The 17,243-nt window shown below is 67.7% G+C and carries 18 protein-coding genes; 13 read left to right on the top strand and 5 right to left on the bottom strand.

The window, feature by feature from the left end:
• Nucleotides 1-2: 2 nt before the first annotated feature.
• Nucleotides 3-1,220, bottom strand: a complete 1,218-nt coding sequence (locus ABZ552_RS01745; protein ID WP_357435203.1) for a hypothetical protein — start codon at nucleotides 1,218-1,220, stop codon at nucleotides 3-5.
• A gap of 145 nt (nucleotides 1,221-1,365) precedes the next feature.
• Between ABZ552_RS01745 and ABZ552_RS01750 the strand changes: the two genes are divergently transcribed.
• The 3 genes from ABZ552_RS01750 (at nucleotide 1,366) to ABZ552_RS01760 (ending at nucleotide 3,916) form a co-directional block, all read left to right on the top strand.
• Nucleotides 1,366-1,941 (top strand): TerD family protein, encoded by a 576-nt coding sequence (locus ABZ552_RS01750; RefSeq protein ID WP_195090739.1) that lies wholly within the window; start codon nucleotides 1,366-1,368, stop codon nucleotides 1,939-1,941.
• A 159-nt stretch (nucleotides 1,942-2,100) separates the two neighbouring features.
• Nucleotides 2,101-3,201 (top strand): DUF475 domain-containing protein, encoded by a 1,101-nt coding sequence (locus ABZ552_RS01755; protein WP_281876385.1) that lies wholly within the window; start codon nucleotides 2,101-2,103, stop codon nucleotides 3,199-3,201.
• Nucleotides 3,202-3,292: 91 nt separating this feature from the next.
• The gene (locus ABZ552_RS01760; RefSeq protein ID WP_281876386.1) at nucleotides 3,293-3,916 is read left to right on the top strand and encodes a Tellurium resistance; all 624 of its coding nucleotides are present in this window, start codon (nucleotides 3,293-3,295) and stop codon (nucleotides 3,914-3,916) included.
• Nucleotide 3,917: 1 nt separating this feature from the next.
• On the opposite strand, the gene ABZ552_RS01765 is transcribed toward ABZ552_RS01760, so the two are convergent.
• Nucleotides 3,918-4,817 (bottom strand): DMT family transporter, encoded by a 900-nt coding sequence (locus ABZ552_RS01765; protein WP_357435206.1) that lies wholly within the window; start codon nucleotides 4,815-4,817, stop codon nucleotides 3,918-3,920.
• Nucleotides 4,818-4,901: 84 nt separating this feature from the next.
• Here ABZ552_RS01765 and ABZ552_RS01770 point away from each other — a divergent pair, with 84 nt between their 5' ends.
• Nucleotides 4,902-5,435 (top strand): CGNR zinc finger domain-containing protein, encoded by a 534-nt coding sequence (locus ABZ552_RS01770; RefSeq protein WP_281876390.1) that lies wholly within the window; start codon nucleotides 4,902-4,904, stop codon nucleotides 5,433-5,435.
• Here ABZ552_RS01770 and ABZ552_RS01775 read toward each other — a convergent pair.
• Nucleotides 5,432-6,820, bottom strand: coding sequence for a hypothetical protein (locus ABZ552_RS01775; protein ID WP_281876391.1), 1,389 nt, complete (start codon nucleotides 6,818-6,820; stop codon nucleotides 5,432-5,434). The genes ABZ552_RS01770 and ABZ552_RS01775 overlap by 4 nt on opposite strands.
• A 216-nt stretch (nucleotides 6,821-7,036) precedes the next feature.
• Here ABZ552_RS01775 and rpsF point away from each other — a divergent pair, with 216 nt between their 5' ends.
• The 6 genes from rpsF to ABZ552_RS01805 all read left to right on the top strand — a co-directional run bounded on the left by rpsF (nucleotide 7,037) and on the right by ABZ552_RS01805 (nucleotide 12,524).
• Nucleotides 7,037-7,324, top strand: coding sequence for a 30S ribosomal protein S6 (gene rpsF, locus ABZ552_RS01780; RefSeq protein ID WP_040871220.1), 288 nt, complete (start codon nucleotides 7,037-7,039; stop codon nucleotides 7,322-7,324).
• Between the two features lie 88 nt (nucleotides 7,325-7,412).
• Nucleotides 7,413-7,943 (top strand): single-stranded DNA-binding protein, encoded by a 531-nt coding sequence (locus tag ABZ552_RS01785; RefSeq protein ID WP_281876392.1) that lies wholly within the window; start codon nucleotides 7,413-7,415, stop codon nucleotides 7,941-7,943.
• Between the two features lie 57 nt (nucleotides 7,944-8,000).
• Nucleotides 8,001-8,252 (top strand): 30S ribosomal protein S18, encoded by a 252-nt coding sequence (gene rpsR / locus ABZ552_RS01790; protein WP_043700357.1) that lies wholly within the window; start codon nucleotides 8,001-8,003, stop codon nucleotides 8,250-8,252.
• Between the two features lie 17 nt (nucleotides 8,253-8,269).
• The gene (gene rplI / locus ABZ552_RS01795; protein ID WP_281919363.1) at nucleotides 8,270-8,722 is read left to right on the top strand and encodes a 50S ribosomal protein L9; all 453 of its coding nucleotides are present in this window, start codon (nucleotides 8,270-8,272) and stop codon (nucleotides 8,720-8,722) included.
• 629 nt (nucleotides 8,723-9,351) lie between these two features.
• The gene (dnaB, locus tag ABZ552_RS01800) at nucleotides 9,352-10,734 is read left to right on the top strand and encodes a replicative DNA helicase (RefSeq protein WP_281876394.1); all 1,383 of its coding nucleotides are present in this window, start codon (nucleotides 9,352-9,354) and stop codon (nucleotides 10,732-10,734) included.
• A 125-nt stretch (nucleotides 10,735-10,859) separates the two neighbouring features.
• On the top strand, nucleotides 10,860-12,524 hold the full coding sequence (locus ABZ552_RS01805; RefSeq protein ID WP_281876395.1) for a cutinase family protein: 1,665 nt from the start codon (nucleotides 10,860-10,862) through the stop codon (nucleotides 12,522-12,524).
• A gap of 60 nt (nucleotides 12,525-12,584) precedes the next feature.
• On the opposite strand, the gene ABZ552_RS01810 is transcribed toward ABZ552_RS01805, so the two are convergent.
• Together ABZ552_RS01810 and ABZ552_RS01815 are read right to left on the bottom strand one after the other, a co-directional pair.
• The gene (locus ABZ552_RS01810) at nucleotides 12,585-13,334 is read right to left on the bottom strand and encodes an SDR family oxidoreductase (RefSeq protein ID WP_281876396.1); all 750 of its coding nucleotides are present in this window, start codon (nucleotides 13,332-13,334) and stop codon (nucleotides 12,585-12,587) included.
• Nucleotides 13,335-13,548: 214 nt separating this feature from the next.
• Complete coding sequence (locus ABZ552_RS01815) at nucleotides 13,549-14,772, bottom strand: hypothetical protein (protein WP_281876397.1); 1,224 nt, start codon at nucleotides 14,770-14,772, stop codon at nucleotides 13,549-13,551.
• Nucleotides 14,773-15,040: 268 nt separating this feature from the next.
• Here ABZ552_RS01815 and ABZ552_RS01820 point away from each other — a divergent pair, with 268 nt between their 5' ends.
• The 3 genes from ABZ552_RS01820 (at nucleotide 15,041) to ABZ552_RS01830 (ending at nucleotide 17,161) form a co-directional block, all read left to right on the top strand.
• Nucleotides 15,041-15,958, top strand: coding sequence for a DMT family transporter (locus tag ABZ552_RS01820; RefSeq protein WP_281876398.1), 918 nt, complete (start codon nucleotides 15,041-15,043; stop codon nucleotides 15,956-15,958).
• A gap of 78 nt (nucleotides 15,959-16,036) precedes the next feature.
• The gene (locus ABZ552_RS01825; protein WP_281876400.1) at nucleotides 16,037-16,474 is read left to right on the top strand and encodes a nuclear transport factor 2 family protein; all 438 of its coding nucleotides are present in this window, start codon (nucleotides 16,037-16,039) and stop codon (nucleotides 16,472-16,474) included.
• Between the two features lie 21 nt (nucleotides 16,475-16,495).
• Nucleotides 16,496-17,161: a class I SAM-dependent methyltransferase gene (locus ABZ552_RS01830; protein WP_281876401.1), complete on the top strand. Its 666-nt coding sequence runs from the start codon at nucleotides 16,496-16,498 to the stop codon at nucleotides 17,159-17,161.
• The last annotated feature ends 82 nt before the right edge of the window (nucleotides 17,162-17,243 follow it).

Here is a 17,243-nt window from a genome sequence, read left to right on the forward strand (position 1 = left end):
CCTCATTCTCGTCGTGGTCCTGCTTGTCTTCTCATTCGATCCACTACCCCGGCTATGAATTCGGTGACGGCATCCAGTTCCGCCACATAGGCCCAGTAGTCGGGGTGACGCCCCGACAGTGTTTCGCTGATTCGGTCGATCCGCGCCGCTTGCGCGTCGAGCACCGAACCCCATTCGGCGACCAGCCCACGGCTCACCGCGAGCATTTGCGCGTCCCGCAACCGGAATCGTACGGCCTTGGCCTGTTCTTGCGGGTCGGACCGAATCGCACGCAGCAGGGTCAGCCGCTTGGTGACGGCGTCGACTCGCTGCTCGGCCTCGGCGAGGTACCCGCGCGCGGATGTGGTCAGATCAAGTGCTAACTCCGGATTGTTCTCTGCCGCCGCCGCACGCGCCCTGCCGAGGGCCGCGTCCGCGGCCTCGATGGCTCGCTGGCTTTCCCGCTCATTGTTAGCCAGATCGGCCGAACTCGCAGCATTGAACTCGCGCAGCAGCGCCGAGAACGCCTGCGGAACCCCTTCCGCCCTGGTCCGGACGGCGGCAAGGCGGGTTGTCACGGACGATATCGCGGTGTTCGCCGCCCCGGCCCGAGATGGGGCTTGCGCCAAGGCATCCGCCAGCTCACCGGTGGCCGTCTGTAGTCGGTTCGCGGCCTCCCGCACCGTGCTCGCGGGTGCGCCCGCACCCGCCGCCTCCAGTGTGACCAGCGCCTCATCGACCGCGGCGGCGCGCTCGCGCACCGACGGATAGTGCTCGAACTCCGATTCGGCGGCCCGGCCGCGCACACCGGCCGCGGCGGCCTTCACCTGCTGCACCAGCTGCGGCACCGCGCCGAGCACGGCCACCGCCTCTTCGAACTTGCCCTGGTCGCCGCGGTAGAACTCGTCGACCGCGCGCGCCGCGTCGGTCAGCTGCCGTATCGCGGCGTCGACGCGCTCCCGGCCCCGCGCGACCGGCGGGCCGCCCTGCTGCGCGGCCTCCAGCTCCGCGCTCAGCGTCAGGTAGACCTCCGCCGCCCCATAACATCTGTGGCGCACCGCTTCCCAGCGCGCGCCGATCCGCCGCTCCGGGAAGATCTGCTCGGCGGCGTGCACTGCCGCGTCGGCCGCGCTCTGCCGCCGGTCCATGTCGAGGAACGCCGTCGCCAGGGTGGCGCGGGCGTGTTCGATCCACTCGTCGTGTCCCGACGAACGGAACCAACCGCGCCTGCGCCCTGCCACGCCCCGATGGTAGGAGATGTTCCTGTTCGCCGGGGGTTGCGCCGGTTCCTACGCAAGTTCGCGGAAACCTACTACTGTCGTATGGCGTACCCGGCGATTCGGACATGCTGGGAACCAATGACGGACTATTGAAAGGGAATCCCGCATGGGTGTCAGTTTGTCCAAGGGCGGCAATGTCTCGCTGACCAAGGCGGCGCCTAACCTCACTGCTGTTGCGGTCGGCCTCGGGTGGGATGTGCGGACCACCACCGGTACCGACTTCGACCTCGACGCGAGCGCCATCGCGACCGGCGCGGACAAGAAGGTCCTGTCCGACCAGCACTTCGTCTTCTTCAACAACCTGCGGTCGCCCGATGGCGCGATCGAGCACGCGGGCGACAACCGGACCGGTGAGGGCGAGGGCGACGACGAGGTCATCAACGTCGACCTGGCGAACACCCCGCCCACGATCGAGAGCATCTTCTTCCCGGTCTCGATCTACGACGCCGACTCCCGGTCGCAGTCCTTCGGCCAGGTCCGCAACGCCTACATCCGCGTGGTGGACCGCAGCAACGGCGAGGAGCTCGCCCGCTACGACCTCACCGAGGACGCCTCGACCGAGACCGCCATGGTCTTCGGCGAGCTGTACCGCAACGGCGCGGAGTGGAAGTTCCGCGCGATCGGCCAGGGTTACGCCTCCGGTCTGGCGGGCATCGCCCGCGACTACGGCGTGAACGTCTAAGGAACACTTCGCTGTTCGCAGGGGGCCCGGTGACGGGCCCCCTCGTCGTGCGACCCCAGGCATGCCGGCGCCCTGGGAGCGCGTTGGACAACCGGCGATCCAGCAGCCACGCTGGTAGCAACCGTCGCCGCCTCGTTATAACTCACGAAAGGTCCCAGCGTGGTCCTGCGCATATTCGGCATGTCCCTGGTCGTCACGGTGGTATCGCTCGTCGTCGCCTTGGTGTACGGCGGACCGACCGCCCTCGCGCTCGCCGCGATCCTCGGCATCCTCGAGGTGTCGCTTTCGTTCGACAACGCCGTGATCAACGCCACCGTCCTGGAGCGGATGAGCGCGTTCTGGCAGCGGATCTTCCTCACCATCGGCGTGCTGATCGCCGTCTTCGGTATGCGGTTGGTCTTCCCGCTGGCCATCGTGTGGATCACGGCCGGGCTGGATCCGGTCCGGGCCTTCGACCTGGCCCTCAACCCGCCCCCCGGCGACGCCCTGACCTTCCCGGACGGCAGCCCGAGCTACGAGAAGCTGCTCACCGACGCGCACCCGCAGATCGCGGCGTTCGGCGGCATGTTCCTGGCGCTGCTGTTCCTCAACTTCATCTTCGAGGAACGCGACATCACCTGGCTGAGCTGGCTGGAGCGGCCGCTGGCCAAGGCGGGCAAGCTGGACATGCTCTCCGTGGTGGTCGCGGGCACCGGCCTGATCCTCACGGCCGAGTACATCGCTGACGAAGCGCACCGCTCGACCGTCCTGGTGGCCGGCCTGCTCGGCATGATCACCTACATCGCGGTGGACGGCCTCGGCTCCATGTTCCACACCGAGGAGCACACCGAAGGCGGCCCATCCGAGCTGGCCAAGGCCACCGGTAAGGCGGGCTTCTTCCTGTTCCTCTATCTGGAGGTGCTCGACGCGTCGTTCTCCTTCGACGGCGTGATCGGCGCGTTCGCCATCACCTCCGACCCGATCATCATCGCGCTCGGCCTCGGCCTGATCGGCGCCATGTTCGTCCGGTCGATCACGGTGTACCTGGTCCGCAAGGGCACCCTGTCGGAGTACGTCTACCTGGAGCACGGCGCGCACTGGGCGATCGGCGCGCTCGCGGCCATCCTGCTGGTCTCGATCGGCGTGCACATCAACGAGCTCATCACCGGCATGGTCGGCGTCGCGTTCATCGGCGCGGCGTTCATCACGAGCATCGTCCGCAACGGCCGAGCGGACGAGGAGGAACTGGACAGCGAACGAGAACCGACGCCGGTAGGCTGATCTCCGGCAAGCAGCCGAAGACCTGTTGCGGCAGCGGCCCCATCCGACGGATGGCCGCTGCCGCTCTCGTTTCGAGAGGGGGGATCGCGCCATGGCGATCGACGACAACCCCGGCGGCGTCAACCTGTCCAAGGTGACCCTGTCGAAGGCGACACCGAGCATCAACCTGACCAAGCCCGGTGAGCAGCAGGGCACCATGCGGGTCAACCTGAACTGGTCGAGCGGATCCAAAGGCTTCTTCCGCCGGTCCAAGCCCGTGGATCTGGACCTCGGCTGCCTCTACGAACTGTCCAACGGTGCCAAAGGCGTGGTCCAGGCGATCGGGAACAATTTCGGCACGCTGGAGGCCGAGCCCTACATCCGGCTCGACGGCGACGATCGCAGCGGTTCGGCCGCTACCGGCGAGAACCTGCACATCGACCTGGCCAGGCCCGAATTGTTCCGGCGCATCTTGATCTTCGCCTTCATCTACGAGGGCGTGCCCAACTGGGCCGCCGCCGACGGTGTGGTGACGCTGTATCCCACAGCCGGTCCGCAGGTCGAAATGCGGCTCGACTCTCCGGTGGACGGCGCCCGCTCGTGCGCCATCGCTCTGCTGCAGAACCAGGGGGCCGGGATCACCGTGCATCGCGAAGTGCACTACGTCAACGGCGCCCAGCGCGAACTCGACCAGGCCTATCAGTGGGGCATGCAGTGGCAGAGCGGGCGCAAGTAGGTCACCGCGCCGCAGGCACCGGCCTGCGCGCCCCGGCCGCCGATCCGGTCGGCGTGCGCGCGGCGAACACCAGACCGACCAGGCCGATACCGAGCCCGGCGACCGTCAGCAGCCGCAACGGCTGATCGATCAGCAGCCAGGCCAGGATCGCGGTCACGGCGGGCGTCGCGAAGAACAGTTTGCCCACCCTCGTCGCATCCCACCGCCGCAGCATGGCGTTGAGCAGCAGGAACGCGGCCATGGAGTTCACCAGCACCATCCAGACGAGCGACCCGGCGAACCGGCCCGCGTCCCACACCTGCGCCTGACCCGACACCCAAGCCAGCGCCCCCGCGATCGGCGCGCTCACCGCCACGTGCAGCGCCGTGGAGGCCTTCGGATCGACGGCGGGCGCGAACCGCTTCTGATACACGGTGCCGATGCTCAGGCCGAGCAGTCCCACCACGCACAACAGCAGTCCGGTCGCGGAGAAGTGGGACTGGTCGAACACCGCCAGGGCGACCCCGACTCCGCCGATGCCGAAGCCGAACCACTGCCGCAGCGTGACCACTTCGCCGATCAGTCCGGCGCACAGCGCGATGACCACCGGATTCAGGCCCTGTACCAGCGCGATCACCGCCGCCGAGACATGCTCGGCCATCGCCGTGTAGAAGGCCCCGAACTGAACCATCTGCATCAGCAACCCGGCGACGAGCACGTGCCGCAACGTGCGGCCACGCGGCCACGCGGCGCGCGCGAAGACCGCATACGCCATGAGCAGGACCCCTGCGACGGCGAAGCGCACGAACAACACCATCAGCGGTGGCGCGGCGCCCACCCCGATCACACCGGCGATGAACGCGCTGCTCCACAACACGACGAACACCGGCTGCGCGGCCGCCATCTCGAATCGACTCTGCACGGACCCTCCTGCAACTAACCACCTAGGGTGGTTATCACGGTCGCATTCGCCGAACTAACCTGTCAAGGCGGTTATCATGCGAGAGTGTTCACCTTCGTGAGCGGCGACCTCGCCCTGGATTTCGCCGGCACCGTCAAGGCGCGATCGACCACGTTCGAGGACATCCTCACCACCCCCGCCGCGCTCGCCGACTGGATCGTCGCCGCAGGACTGCTCGACCACCCCCCGCACAGCGACGCCGACACTCTCGCCCGAGCGGTCCGCCTGCGTGAGGCGGCCTACCGCATGGCGCACGCCGCCGCCGAGGGACGCACCTTCGACGACGCCGACCGCCGGACTGTCAACGCGTTCGCCGACGCCGCACCGCCCTCGATCAGCCTGCGCGCCGACGGCACGGTCGTCCGCTCCGGCGACGCGGACGCGGCGCTGGCCGCCATCGCGCGTTCAGCGATCGAGCTCTCGGGCAGCGGGGCACTCGTCAAAGAGTGCGGCCGACCCGCCTGCACCCGGCTCTACGTGGACACTTCCCGCGGCGGCTCCCGCCGCTGGTGCGACATGACGCTGTGCGGCAATCGGGCCAAGAGCGCCGCCTTCCGCGCCAGGCACGGCGGGCCTTAGACGACCGGGACCAGATTGCGGGGGTCCGAGCGCGGCACCGGGGACGCCGCCGACCGGCTCCCGCGCGGCAGCGCCCACAGGAACACGAAGAACAACACGACGAGCAGGCCGGCGCGCCCCCACACACCGAACTCGACGACGTTCTCCATCTGCTCGACCGCGGTGCCCGAGCCCATCGAGTAGAAGTACCGGAACACCCCGATGCCGATCGCCGCGTCGGCGACGAGATAGCTGCCGATCAACCACCACGGCACCTCGAGCAATACCAGGAACGGCACGAGCCACAACGTGTACTGCGGTGAATGCACCTTGTGGAACAACAGGAATCCACACAGCATCGCGCCGCTCACCCCGACCCACGGGAACACGCCGGTCGTCCGGTAGCGCTTCCCACCGAGCCACATGGCCAGCGCGAACGCCGCGAGCACGAGCAGCGGCGAAGCGACCGAGACCACTTGCTGAAACGCCGCCTCGCTGCGCGCGTCCGGACCGAACATCGGCCGCAGTCCCCAATACCAGATCGAATTCGTGGTGATGTCGGCCTGCCGCAATTGCTGGAAGGTGATCGACGCGCGCCAGCCCTCGTACCCCGCCAGCGCGAACGGCAGGTTCACCGCGACGACGGTGCCGACTGCCGCGGCCGCGGTGAGCAGAGCGCCCCGGACGTCCAGCCTGCGCCGCGGCCCTTCTCCCGCGCGCTCGCCCCCGGTCAGCACGTACGCCAGCAGGGGCAGCACGAAGATCCCCGGGTACAGCTTGAGACAGAATCCGAGCCCGAGCAGCACAGCGGCCACGATTCCCCTGGTCCGCACGGAGTAGCGGGTCGGCGCCGCCATCACGTAGACGGCCGCCACCGCGGTGCACACCACCGGGAGCTCCCAATTGTGAAAGGCATACAGCACGAGCGGCGGTCCAGCCGCCCACAACAGGGCGGCCCAACCGGCCAGGCGAGCCAGCATCCACGCGGTCAGCAGTGCGAACGGCGCCAGCAGCAGCGCCGAGTACCGCAGGAAATCGGCGTCGTTGTGCGCGCCGGTCGCGCCGAGCCACATCAGCACACCGCTGAGTACCGGATACTCCACCGCGCCGCCCACCAACGCGCCGTCGTCGGTGATGCCGCCGGTCACGTAGGGGAAGACGTGTTCGTTGATGTCTCTGCCGAGCCAGAGGAACTGGATATCCGAATAGCAGACGTCGGAGTCCTTGATGACATCGAAAACCGTACTGCGCCCGTCCCGGTCGAACGGCGCCCCCGCACAGCGCGCCTTGTTCGCGTACGCCAGGGCGAGGACGAGACCGCAGAGCAGTACCACCACCATGGCCAGCGCCGCACGGCGTCGCACGCGACCCGCGGGCAAGTCGCTGGCGGCGAGTCCGGTCGGCATGGATCCACCCTAAGCGGACGGTCCGGGCGGTGCCGCCGTTCCCCCTTCCTACGGACGCGAACGCGCGGCGCGGTCGCCTGCCCGCCCGGACCGCGCGCCGGGGCAATTTCACTGCTCAGCCGCCGCTCATGTAGCCTGTTCGGGTTGCTGACGCAACGACCCTCCTGCCACGGACCGTCCGTGGCCGTTTCCTAGTCCACAGGAGGTGATTGGTCCGTGCGTCATTACGAAGTGATGGTCATCCTCGATCCGAGCCTGGACGAGCGCACCGTTGGTCCGTCGCTGGACAACCTGCTCAGTGTCGTTCGCACCGAGGGCGGCAAGATCGACAAGGTCGACATCTGGGGCCGCCGCCGGCTCGCCTACGAGATCGCCAAGCACGCCGAGGGCATCTACGCCGTGGTCGATCTGACCGCCGAGCCCGCCACCGTGAGCGAGCTCGACCGCCAGCTGGGTCTCAACGAGACGGTGCTGCGCACCAAGGTTCTGCGCCACGACAAGTAGTCCGGCAACCCTCGTTTGCGTCGGAGCCTGTGCCTAGGCTCTAGCGCAACAGCGAGACGCGGACTGCACACCGAGCAGGAGGAACCACATGGCAGGCGACACGGTCATCACCGTCATCGGAAATCTGACGGCCGACCCGGAGCTTCGATTCACACCGGCGGGACAGGCGGTGGCGAATTTCACCGTCGCGTCGACTCCCCGTGTGTTCGACCGTAATTCGAACGAATGGAAAGACGGCGAAGCGCTGTTCCTGCGCTGCAATATCTGGCGGGAGGCCGCGGAGAACGTCGCCGAAAGCCTGACCAGAGGTTCCCGTGTCATCGTGAGCGGACGGCTCAAGCAGCGCTCCTACGAAACCCGCGAGGGTGAGAAGCGCACGGTCGTCGAGCTCGAGGTCGACGAGGTCGGTCCCTCACTGCGCTACGCCACCGCGAAGGTCAACAAGACCAGCCGTGGCAGCGGTGGCGGCGGCTTCGGGTCCGGCGGCGGTGGCAACTACGCCTCCTCCGGTGGTGGCGGTGGGCGTTCCGGCGGTGCCGAGGACGACCCTTGGGGCAGTGCGCCCGCGGCCGGCTCCTTCGGGGGCGGCGGCCGCATGGATGACGAACCGCCGTTCTGAGAACGGCCACAGCGGCCCGCTCGCGTCGGGCCATCAGTGATTACGGAGTACAAGACCATGCCTAAAGCGCCCGCGCGCGAAAAGGTGCTCAAGAAGAAGGCTTGCTCGTTCTGCAAGGAGAGCAAGACCGGAACCGTCACGATCGACTACAAGGACACGGCGTTGCTGCGCAAGTACGTCAGCGACCGCGGCAAGATCCGCGCCCGCCGCGTCACCGGCAACTGCGTCCAGCATCAGCGCGACGTCGCGGTTGCGGTCAAGAACTCGCGTGAGGTGGCTCTGCTGCCTTACGTGTCGACGGCTCGCTGAGAAAGGGAGGCACGCAAATGAAGTTGATTCTGACTGCTGATGTGGACAACCTCGGTGCCCCCGGCGACACCGTGGAGGTGAAGGACGGCTACGGCCGCAACTACCTGCTGCCGCGCGGTCTGGCGATCCTGGCCAGCCGTGGCGCGCAGAAGCAGGTCGAGGGCATCCGCCGGGCGCAGGAAGCCCGCCGGGTCCGCGACCTGGACCACGCCAACGAGCTGAAGCAGGCCCTCGAGGGTCTGGAGTCGGTCTCGCTGGCGGTCAAGACCGCGGGCACCGGCAAGCTCTTCGGCTCGGTGACCCAGTCGGACGTCGCGGCGGCCGTCAAGGCGGCGGGTGGCCCCGTCGTCGACAAGCGCAGCATCGAGCTGCCGAAGGCGCACATCAAGACGACCGGCAAGCACGTCATCGTGGTGCACCTGCACCCGGACGTGGCGGCGAAGTTCGACCTCACGGTCACTGCCGCCTGATCGAGGCAGAGCGTCGAGGACCACTCCCGTCTCAGCGATGGGAGTGGTCCTCAGCTGTGCCTTGTCATTCGAGGCCCATTCATAGCTGAGTGTTTGCCGGATACTCGAGAGCGTTATTCGGGACAATCGGGGCGTCGCATGACCTCGCGGCTGCGCCTTATTCGTCCAGCCTGTGGATTACCGGTCAAACCGACCGTCCGCAATGTGATTCAAGTCATATGCGGCTCACGTTCTGTTAACCCAACACGCCCGGCTGTTCAACTCGGCCGACACGCCGGTACTTCATTAATCCACACCTGGAAAAACGCGGAAGCGCATATCTATCTGCGTATTTGACCTGGCAGACCTGCGTTTTCCCCAAGTTGTACACAGGGGCTGCACACGGTTTGGTGAACTTTCCCCAAGTTATCCACAGCTGTGTGCACAGCGCGGTTTGGTCCACACCCATCGGGTCGCCTAGGTTCGTCGCATCGCTGCGCGCGGATCGCTTCCCATCGCGTGCGCGGGCGGGTGCCGCGGCGGTAGCTGGAGCCCTGGTCAACGGCTTTCCCAAACGTGTCGGTGCCCGGGAGTAAAACGAGTCGACAGGGTGGAACCCGGTCGTGGGGTAGAGAGGACGGTCGAGTCTGGTGACAACCACCGATGACCGCGGGCACACGGACTTCCCGCCCGAACCTCCCGGCGAAGACTTCGGCCGCCAGCCGCCGCACGACATGGCGGCCGAGCAGTCGGTGCTCGGCGGCATGCTGTTGAGCAAGGACGCCATCGCCGACGTCGTCGAGGTCCTTCGTCCCGGCGATTTCTACCGTCCCGCGCATCAGGCCGTCTACGACACCATCCTCGATCTCTACGGGCGCGGCGAACCCGCCGACCCGGTGACCGTCGCCGCGGGGCTCGACCGCCGCGGCGAACTCAAGCGCATCGGTGGCGCGCCCTATCTGGTCACGCTCACCCAGACCGTGCCGACCGCGGCCAACGCCGGCTTTTACGCCGAAATCGTCGCCGAGAAGGCCATTCTGCGCCGCTTGGTCGAGGCGGGCACCCGCATCGTCCAGTACGGCTACGCGGGCGCCGACGGGCAGGACGTCGCCGAGGTGGTAGACCGCGCCCAAGCCGAGGTCTACGAGGTCACCGAACGCCGCACCAGCGAAGACTTCCTCCCCTTGGAGGAATTGCTCCAGCCGACGATGGACGAGATCGACTCCATCGCCAGCCGCGGCGGCATCTCGCTCGGCGTCCCCACCGGTTTCACCGAACTCGACGAGATCACCAACGGCCTGCACCCGGGCCAGATGATCATCGTCGCGGCCAGGCCTGGAGTTGGAAAATCGACCCTGGGAATGGATTTCATGCGTAGTTGCTCGATCAAGCACGGCTTGGCGAGCGTTATCTTCTCCCTGGAGATGAGCCGGACCGAGATCGTCATGCGGTTGTTGTCGGCGGAAGCGAAGATCAAGCTCGGGGACATGCGGTCCGGGCGGATGAGCGACGACGACTGGACCAAGCTGGCGCGGCGGATGAGTGAGATCAGCGAGGCGCCGCTGTTCGTGGACGATTCACCGAACCTGACCATGATGGAGATTCGCGCCAAGGCGCGGCGGCTCAAGCAACGCCACGACCTGAAACTCGTTGTGGTGGACTATCTGCAGCTGATGACCTCCGGCAAGAAGGTCGAATCCCGGCAGCAGGAGGTCTCGGACTTCTCCCGCAACCTGAAACTGCTGGCCAAGGAACTCGAAGTGCCGGTGGTGGCGATCAGCCAGCTCAACCGTGGTCCCGAACAGCGAACCGACAAGCGCCCAATGGTGTCCGATCTCCGCGAGTCGGGATCCCTGGAACAAGACGCGGACATGGTCATCCTGCTGCATCGTCCCGACGCTTTCGAGCGCGACGACCCGCGCGGCGGCGAGGCGGACCTGATTCTGGGCAAGCACCGTAACGGCCCGACCGCGACGATCACCGTGGCCCATCAGCTGCATCTGTCCCGCTTCGTGGACATGGCGCGCGGGTGACGTACTTCTCCTGAGCACCCACCCGAGTAACGCTCGGGTTCCCTACCACGACGTTCTCGGTGACGTATGGCCCGTCGGGGGGCTTGTCCGTCCACTTTGTCGGTGTATGGAATGGGAAACAGGACATGGCTCTTCGCGAGTTCTTCGCGCGGCATCGGATCGCTTCGGCCGTTGCCGCCCCGGCGGCATTGGGGGTGGCGGCGGTCGTCGCCGCCTCGCTGGCACTGACGTCGTCGCCGCAAACCAGGGATACGCAGCTCACGACGTCCGTCACGGAATGCCGCGACATGGTCACCATCTCGGTGGCCGGTCGTAACGACACCCCGGTCGAGGGCACCACCAAGATGCTGGTGGACGCCAATGGCAACCCGCTGCCCGCCGCGCTGTCCGGTGACCACAGCAGTGAGTGGGTCGATCCGGTCGTCAACGCGCCGGCCGATGATGTCGATCCGGACGCGTACGCCGCGGTCTACATCGCCTATCCGGCGAACATGGCCACCTACGAGGACGCCGTCAACGCCGGTGTCGCGAACACCGAGCGGGTGATGCGGGAGATCGCGCGGGCCTGCCCCGACACCAAGTTCTCGATCGTCGGGTACAGCGAGGGCGCCGACGTCGTGCGCCGCGTCGCGATGAAGATCGGCCATCAGGAGCCCGGCCAGGACGGGGCCTATGAAGTCGTCGATCCGGACGATGTCGTCGGTGTCGTCATCCTGGCGGACTCGGGCCGCTCGGCGGGAGACGGGCCGTTCCCGGGGTCGAAGGACCCGTTCGGCAACCCGGACGGCTTCGACCAGCAATATCAGAACGGCACCAACCCGGTCCCCGGCCAAGGTGCGGTGCAGGGCACCAGCGGTGACTTCGGTGCGTTGAACGGCAAGATCGCGTCGTTCTGCTCGGACGGCGATCTGACCTGTTCGGCGCCGCAGAACATCTCGCTGCTGCAGTTGGTGGTCAACGTCGGCAGGCAGCTGAACGTCGACGCCCTGGAACGCGACGGGCTGACGCCGGCGACCGGGCAGGACGTGGCGGTGGTGCTGGGCCGGATCGCGCTGGCGGCGTTCGCCGACATCCAGTCGCAGCCGAACTGGATGCAGAGCGACGAGACCTTCCTGGAAGTGCTGCTGCGGGTCTCCGATCCGGCGTACAAGCCGGGAGAGAAGAAGGCCCCGGCGAAGGCGGATTCGATTTCGACCAACGAGATGTCGCCGCTGGCATACCTGCCGCAGAAGGTGCTCAACGAGATCGTCGGCCTCATCGTGACGAATCAGAACACGATTCCCGTGATCTTGAGCGACCCGTACAACCTCACGCTCGGCCCGAACCACACCGGTCACCACTTCGACTACTGGGACGATGCCGACCCCGCCGCGGGCAAGCCGCTGACCTCGGCCGAGTACGCGGCGGCCTGGCTCACCCATCTGGCGAAGCAGGCGCAGGCCGGTAAGCAGGTCGACCCGACGTCCAAGCCGCAAGAAGCCGATCTGGCCGCCGTGTACAAGGCGGTGGAGACCACCTCGGCGACGCCGACCACCGAACCCGCCAAGACTTCGACCACGTCGGCGACGCCCACCGGCGCCGCTCCCACGACGACCGGCAGCACGAGCAGTCCGACCACCACGGTCGCGCCGACCACGACCACGACCACGGCACCGGCGGCCACCACTCCGGCCCCGTCACCGGTCGCGGCGCCGGTCGAGACGACGAAGCCCACCACCACTGAACCGACCACGACCACAACGCAATCCGCGGCCCCGGCTACCAGCACGACCGCGAAAGCATCGAATTGACCGACCCGTCGGCTCGCGATCGCGCTCGAGAGTTGCGATCGCGAGCCGACGGTGTTTCGGTCACACGAGTCCGCCGTTGGCGCGAATGACCTGACCGTTGACCCAATGTCCCTGCGGGGCGGCTAGGAATGCCACCACGGCGGCGATGTCGGCTGGTGTGCCGAGTCGCTGCAGCGGCACGGCGTCGGCGAGTCGCTGGATGGTGGCATCGTCTTTTCCGTCGAGGAACAGATCCGTGGCGGTCGGCCCGGGCGCCACCGCGTTGACCGTCACGTCCCGGCCCCGCAGTTCGCGGGCCAGGATCATGGTCAGCGCCTCGACGGCTCCTTTGCTGGCGGCGTAGGCCCCGTAGGTCGGGAACGCGGTGCCGACCACCGACGTGGAGAAGTTGATGATCGCGCCACCGGATCGCAGCCGCCGCGCCGCTTGTTGATCTACGACGAATGTGCCGCGGATATTGGTCCGGTAGGTGCTGTCGAGCACCGCCAGATCCAGATCGACCAGCGGCGCGAGCTGCATCCGGCCCGCGGCGTGCACCACGACGTCGACTCCGCCGAATTCGCTTTCCGCCCGGTCGAATACCTCCGCCATCGCGGACTCGTCGGCGACGTCCCCCTGGGCCGTCACCGCTACGCCCCCGGCGCCACGAATGGCTTCGGCGGTGTCGTCGGCCTCGGCGGCATTCGACGCGAAATTCAGGACAACCGCGAACCCGTCAGCGGCAAGACGTTCGGCGCACGCGCGGCCGATGCCGCGAGAACCGCCCGTTATCACCGCGACCCGTGCGGACCCGCCGTTTGTGGTTGCCACAGGATGCTGTTCCTTCCGTTCGTCGGCGTGATTCCGGAACTATCCTGACGACGCCCGGTCACCGGGCGAACGACTGTGGGCAGGCGATACGCCGTGGCCCGGCGGCGTCGGAAGGGGCCAACCATAACAGCGCGGCCGCCGGAACTCGCCGGTCACCGCACCGGCGAGCGGTTACGCGGAGCGGGCGGTCCACTCGCGCGAGCGGGTCGCGCCGTCAGGCGAGGACGGCGCGAAGATTGCGCGCCAGCACTTCGACGCGGTGGCGCTGGAGTTCGGTGAACTCTTCCGGATGGTGTATCTCGACGCTCAGCCGACCGTCGAAGGTACTGATGACGCAGGTGCCGCCACCTGGTTGTTGCGGTCGACGGCCGGTCAGGTCCGGCTTCGCGAGCATCGTGGAGTGGAAGTCGTCGATGCGCAGGTCGTCGTGTTCGGGTAGCGGCGGGATGGTGCCCCAGTTGGTCGCGATGACCACGCCGGGCAGCGCGGGCCTGGGTGCGGCCGCCATGTCGGGGATGCTCAGGGGCGTGCGTTGCACGATGCCCGCGGCGAGGCCGGCATGCAACGCCTCGCTGATGCCGCGGGCCGACTCCACCAGCGTCACGTCGGAGTCGGGGGAGAGGTAATTGGCGAATCCGAGGACGTTCGTCCCCTCGGTCGCGCCGATCTCCGGGGTCACCCTCGTGCGCAGGTCCACGGAGTACAGGTAGAGCAGTCCGGTGAGCGGTAGTTCGCGAATCTCCGCTTCGGTGCGCAACAGCGCCGCCGACACCAGACCGTGCACGGTGACGTTCTCCCGATGCCCGAGCGCCACCAGCGCGGTGGTCTCCTCCCGGGTGAACCTGCACCGGGTGGTGCACAGCATCGGGTATTCGTCGTCGCGCTCCGGAACGCCGGGCGTCGCCGCGGCGGGAGTGGCGTCGGCGGGCACGGAGCCGGGCAACGCCATCTTCTCGATGCCGCGCGCCGCGAGCAGCTGCTCGACCGGATCGGGGAACGCGCGCACCGGCGGCTGCGGCGTACCGCCGCCGATCGCGTCTCGATACCCCGCCCAGAACTCGGTGACGACGACGAACGCGTGGAAGGCGTCCGCGATGCTGTGATGGATCATGAGCGTGACGCTCGCGGTGTCGCCGTCGCGCACCACGCACAGGGCGCAGACGCCCGCTCGCTGATCGAATTTCGCACCGATGAGGGGGAATTCGGGGTCGGCATCGGCGACGAAGATCTCCGGCACGGCATCCGTCACGGCGAAGACATGCCCGCCCGCTTCGGTCGGCTCGATGCGGGCACGCAGGATCGGATGCGCTCGCGCGACGGCCTCGAAGGCAGCGGTCAGCGCCCGCACGTTCAACCGGCCGGATACCCGCGCCGTATAGCCGATGAAGACCTCGCCCGCGGCGAACATCTCCTCGCTCGGGGCGAGCCGGCGGATCACGTCGACCACGATAATGCCTTCCCTTCGCTCCCGGCGAGACTAGCCCGACACCGTTGCGCAGGGGCATCATTCGCCCCAATCGGACGAAAAGGACATGGAATCGGCGGCAATCGGCCTTGCCGGAGCCGGGAACTGGATCTGTCGGATGATCGGATCACTTGGCTAAGCTCCCGGTCGTCGAAAGCGAGCGGAGCATGTTCCCCACCGAGCAGAGGTCATTCGGCGCCGCGCCGATCGCCGTCCCAGGGCGCCGAACGGCGGGCGCGCGATGACCCGCCGCGGGTGGTCGCTGTTCTTGGCGATGGGCGTGATCTGGGGCGTGCCATACGCGATGATCCGCGTCGCGGTGGAGGATCTGGACCCGATCGTGGTCGCGTTCGGCCGCACACTGATCGGCGGCTTGCTGCTGTTGCCGGTGGCGCTGTTCTCCCGTGCGCTGACGCCGGTGTTCCGGCGGTGGCGGCCACTGCTGCTCTACACCTTGGTGGAGATCACCGGACCGTGGTTCCTGATCGGGTACGCCGAGACCACGCTGCACAGCTCGACCGTCGGCCTGCTGATCGCGGCGGTGCCGCTGATCGCCGTGGTGATCGTGACCGCGCTCGGTCACGATCGGTTCGACGCACGGCGGCTGGTCGGCCTGTTGATCGGGTTCGCCGGCGTCGCCGCCCTGGTCGGTTTGGACGTCGACCTGGGGAACCCCGCGGCGATCGCGGCGATCGGCCTGACCACGATCGGCTACGCCGTGGGCCCGATCGTGATCAATCGCGCGCTGGCCGATCTGCCTCCGCTCGGCGTGGTGACCGGATCGCTGCTGCTCGCGGCGGCGATCTACGCGCCGTTCGCCGGTTACCGGTGGCCGGCGCGGGTTACCGCCGACGCGGCCTGGTCGGTACTCGGCCTCGCGGTGGTCTGCACGGCCGCGGCGTTCCTGTTCTTCTTCGCGCTGATCGCCGAGGTCGGTCCCGCCCGTGCGACGGTGATCACCTACATCAATCCCGCGGTGGCGATCCTGCTCGGCGTCACGGCGCTCGACGAGCCGCTGACGGCGGGCATGGTGATCGGGTTTCCACTGGTCGTCCTGGGTTCGGTGCTCGGCACCGCGAGCGGTCGCGACAAGGCGGCGCGTACGGAGTCGGCGACGCCCGCCGCGCCGGAGGCCGCCGCTCAATTACCCGAGAGGTAATCGCCACGGGTGCGGGGACACCCGAGAATCGGGTACGCGCCGTTGCGATCGCGCGGTGCCGCTTCGAAAGGACCTCTCGTGTCAGTCACCGCGCCCGCCACTCGAACGGTGGTCGAAGAGTTGTTGCGGCGGATCGGTTCCGGGGACCCGGAAGCCGTCGCCGAGTTGTACGCCGAGGACACCGATTGGCGGCTCGATTGGCCGGAGGCGGAGCACGGACGCGCGGCGACGCCCTGGATCCGGCACCGTCGCACCCGCGCCGATGCCGCCGATCATTATCGCTCGATCGCCGAACACCATGTGCCGGAGGAGGTGGCCACGCGTGTCGAACGGGTGCTTGTCGACGGCGCGGACGCCGTGGTGCTCGGCGAAATCCGGCAGACCGCGCGCCGCACCGGTCGCGCCTATCGCGCGCGCTTCGCTCTGCATCTGACGGTGCGGAACGGCCTGATCACCCGGCACCACGTCTACGAGGACAGTCTCGCCGTCGCCCAGGCCTTCGAACCGGGGGAGTGAGTAGGTAATACGCTGCTCGGGATGCTCGATTCGACGGAAGACTTCGCAGACGAACGCCCCGATGTCGCGGCCACCCGCGCCGCCTACGACGATATCGCCGAGCTCTATACCGAGCTCTTCCGCAATCACCTCGCCGGTGCGGTGCTCGACCGGGCGGTACTCGGCGCGTTCGTGGAATCGGTGGCGGGCAACGGTTCCGGGCCGATCGCCGATCTCGGCTGCGGCCCGGGACGGATCACCGGCCATCTGGCGTCGTTGGGGGCGCGGGTATTCGGCATCGATCTCTCGCCGCGAATGGTGGAGCTGGCCCGCGCGGAGCATCCACAGCTGTTCTTCGCGCAGGGTTCGGTGGAGGAGCTACCGATCGGCGATTCGACGCTCGGGGGCATTGTGGCGTGGTATTCGCTGATCCATACGCCACCGGAGCGCGTGCCGCACGTGTTGAACGAGTTTCACCGGGTACTCGCGAGCAAAGGGCACGTGTTGCTGGCTTTCCAGACGGCCGACCTGCCCGATGCGGTGGAAGCCTTCGACCACAAGGTGACCCGGGCCTACCGGTGGGCACCGAAACGCCTTGCGCGTCTGCTCGGCGGCGCCGGGTTCGCGATGATCGCCCGTATGGTGCGCGAACCGGGCCCCGACGAGCGGTTCGGGCAGGCCTACCTGCTGGCTTCGAAGGTTCGGTGATTCACCGAACGCGGTCCACCCCGTCCGGGTAGGTTTGTCGTGTCGCGGCGGCTTCATGGCTGCGCGGGCCCGCCGACAACGT

The sequence above is a fragment of the Nocardia sp. NPDC019219 genome (assembly GCF_040632645.1).
Taxonomy (GTDB): Bacteria; Actinomycetota; Actinomycetes; order Mycobacteriales; family Mycobacteriaceae; genus Nocardia; species Nocardia sputorum.

Bases quoted from the DNA above. Each gene is read 5' to 3' on its own strand.
- ABZ552_RS01775 (WP_281876391.1), bottom strand. From the start codon at position 6,820: ATGCCGACCGGACTCGCCGCCAGCGACTTGCCCGCGGGTCGCGTGCGA.
- rpsR (WP_043700357.1), top strand. From the start codon at position 8,001: ATGCCTAAAGCGCCCGCGCGCGAAAAGGTGCTCAAGAAGAAGGCTTGC.
- ABZ552_RS01805 (WP_281876395.1), top strand. From the start codon at position 10,860: ATGGCTCTTCGCGAGTTCTTCGCGCGGCATCGGATCGCTTCGGCCGTT.
- ABZ552_RS01820 (WP_281876398.1), top strand. From the start codon at position 15,041: ATGACCCGCCGCGGGTGGTCGCTGTTCTTGGCGATGGGCGTGATCTGG.
- rplI (WP_281919363.1), top strand. From the start codon at position 8,270: ATGAAGTTGATTCTGACTGCTGATGTGGACAACCTCGGTGCCCCCGGC.
- ABZ552_RS01830 (WP_281876401.1), top strand. From the start codon at position 16,496: ATGCTCGATTCGACGGAAGACTTCGCAGACGAACGCCCCGATGTCGCG.
- ABZ552_RS01785 (WP_281876392.1), top strand. From the start codon at position 7,413: ATGGCAGGCGACACGGTCATCACCGTCATCGGAAATCTGACGGCCGAC.
- ABZ552_RS01750 (WP_195090739.1), top strand. From the start codon at position 1,366: ATGGGTGTCAGTTTGTCCAAGGGCGGCAATGTCTCGCTGACCAAGGCG.
- ABZ552_RS01760 (WP_281876386.1), top strand. From the start codon at position 3,293: ATGGCGATCGACGACAACCCCGGCGGCGTCAACCTGTCCAAGGTGACC.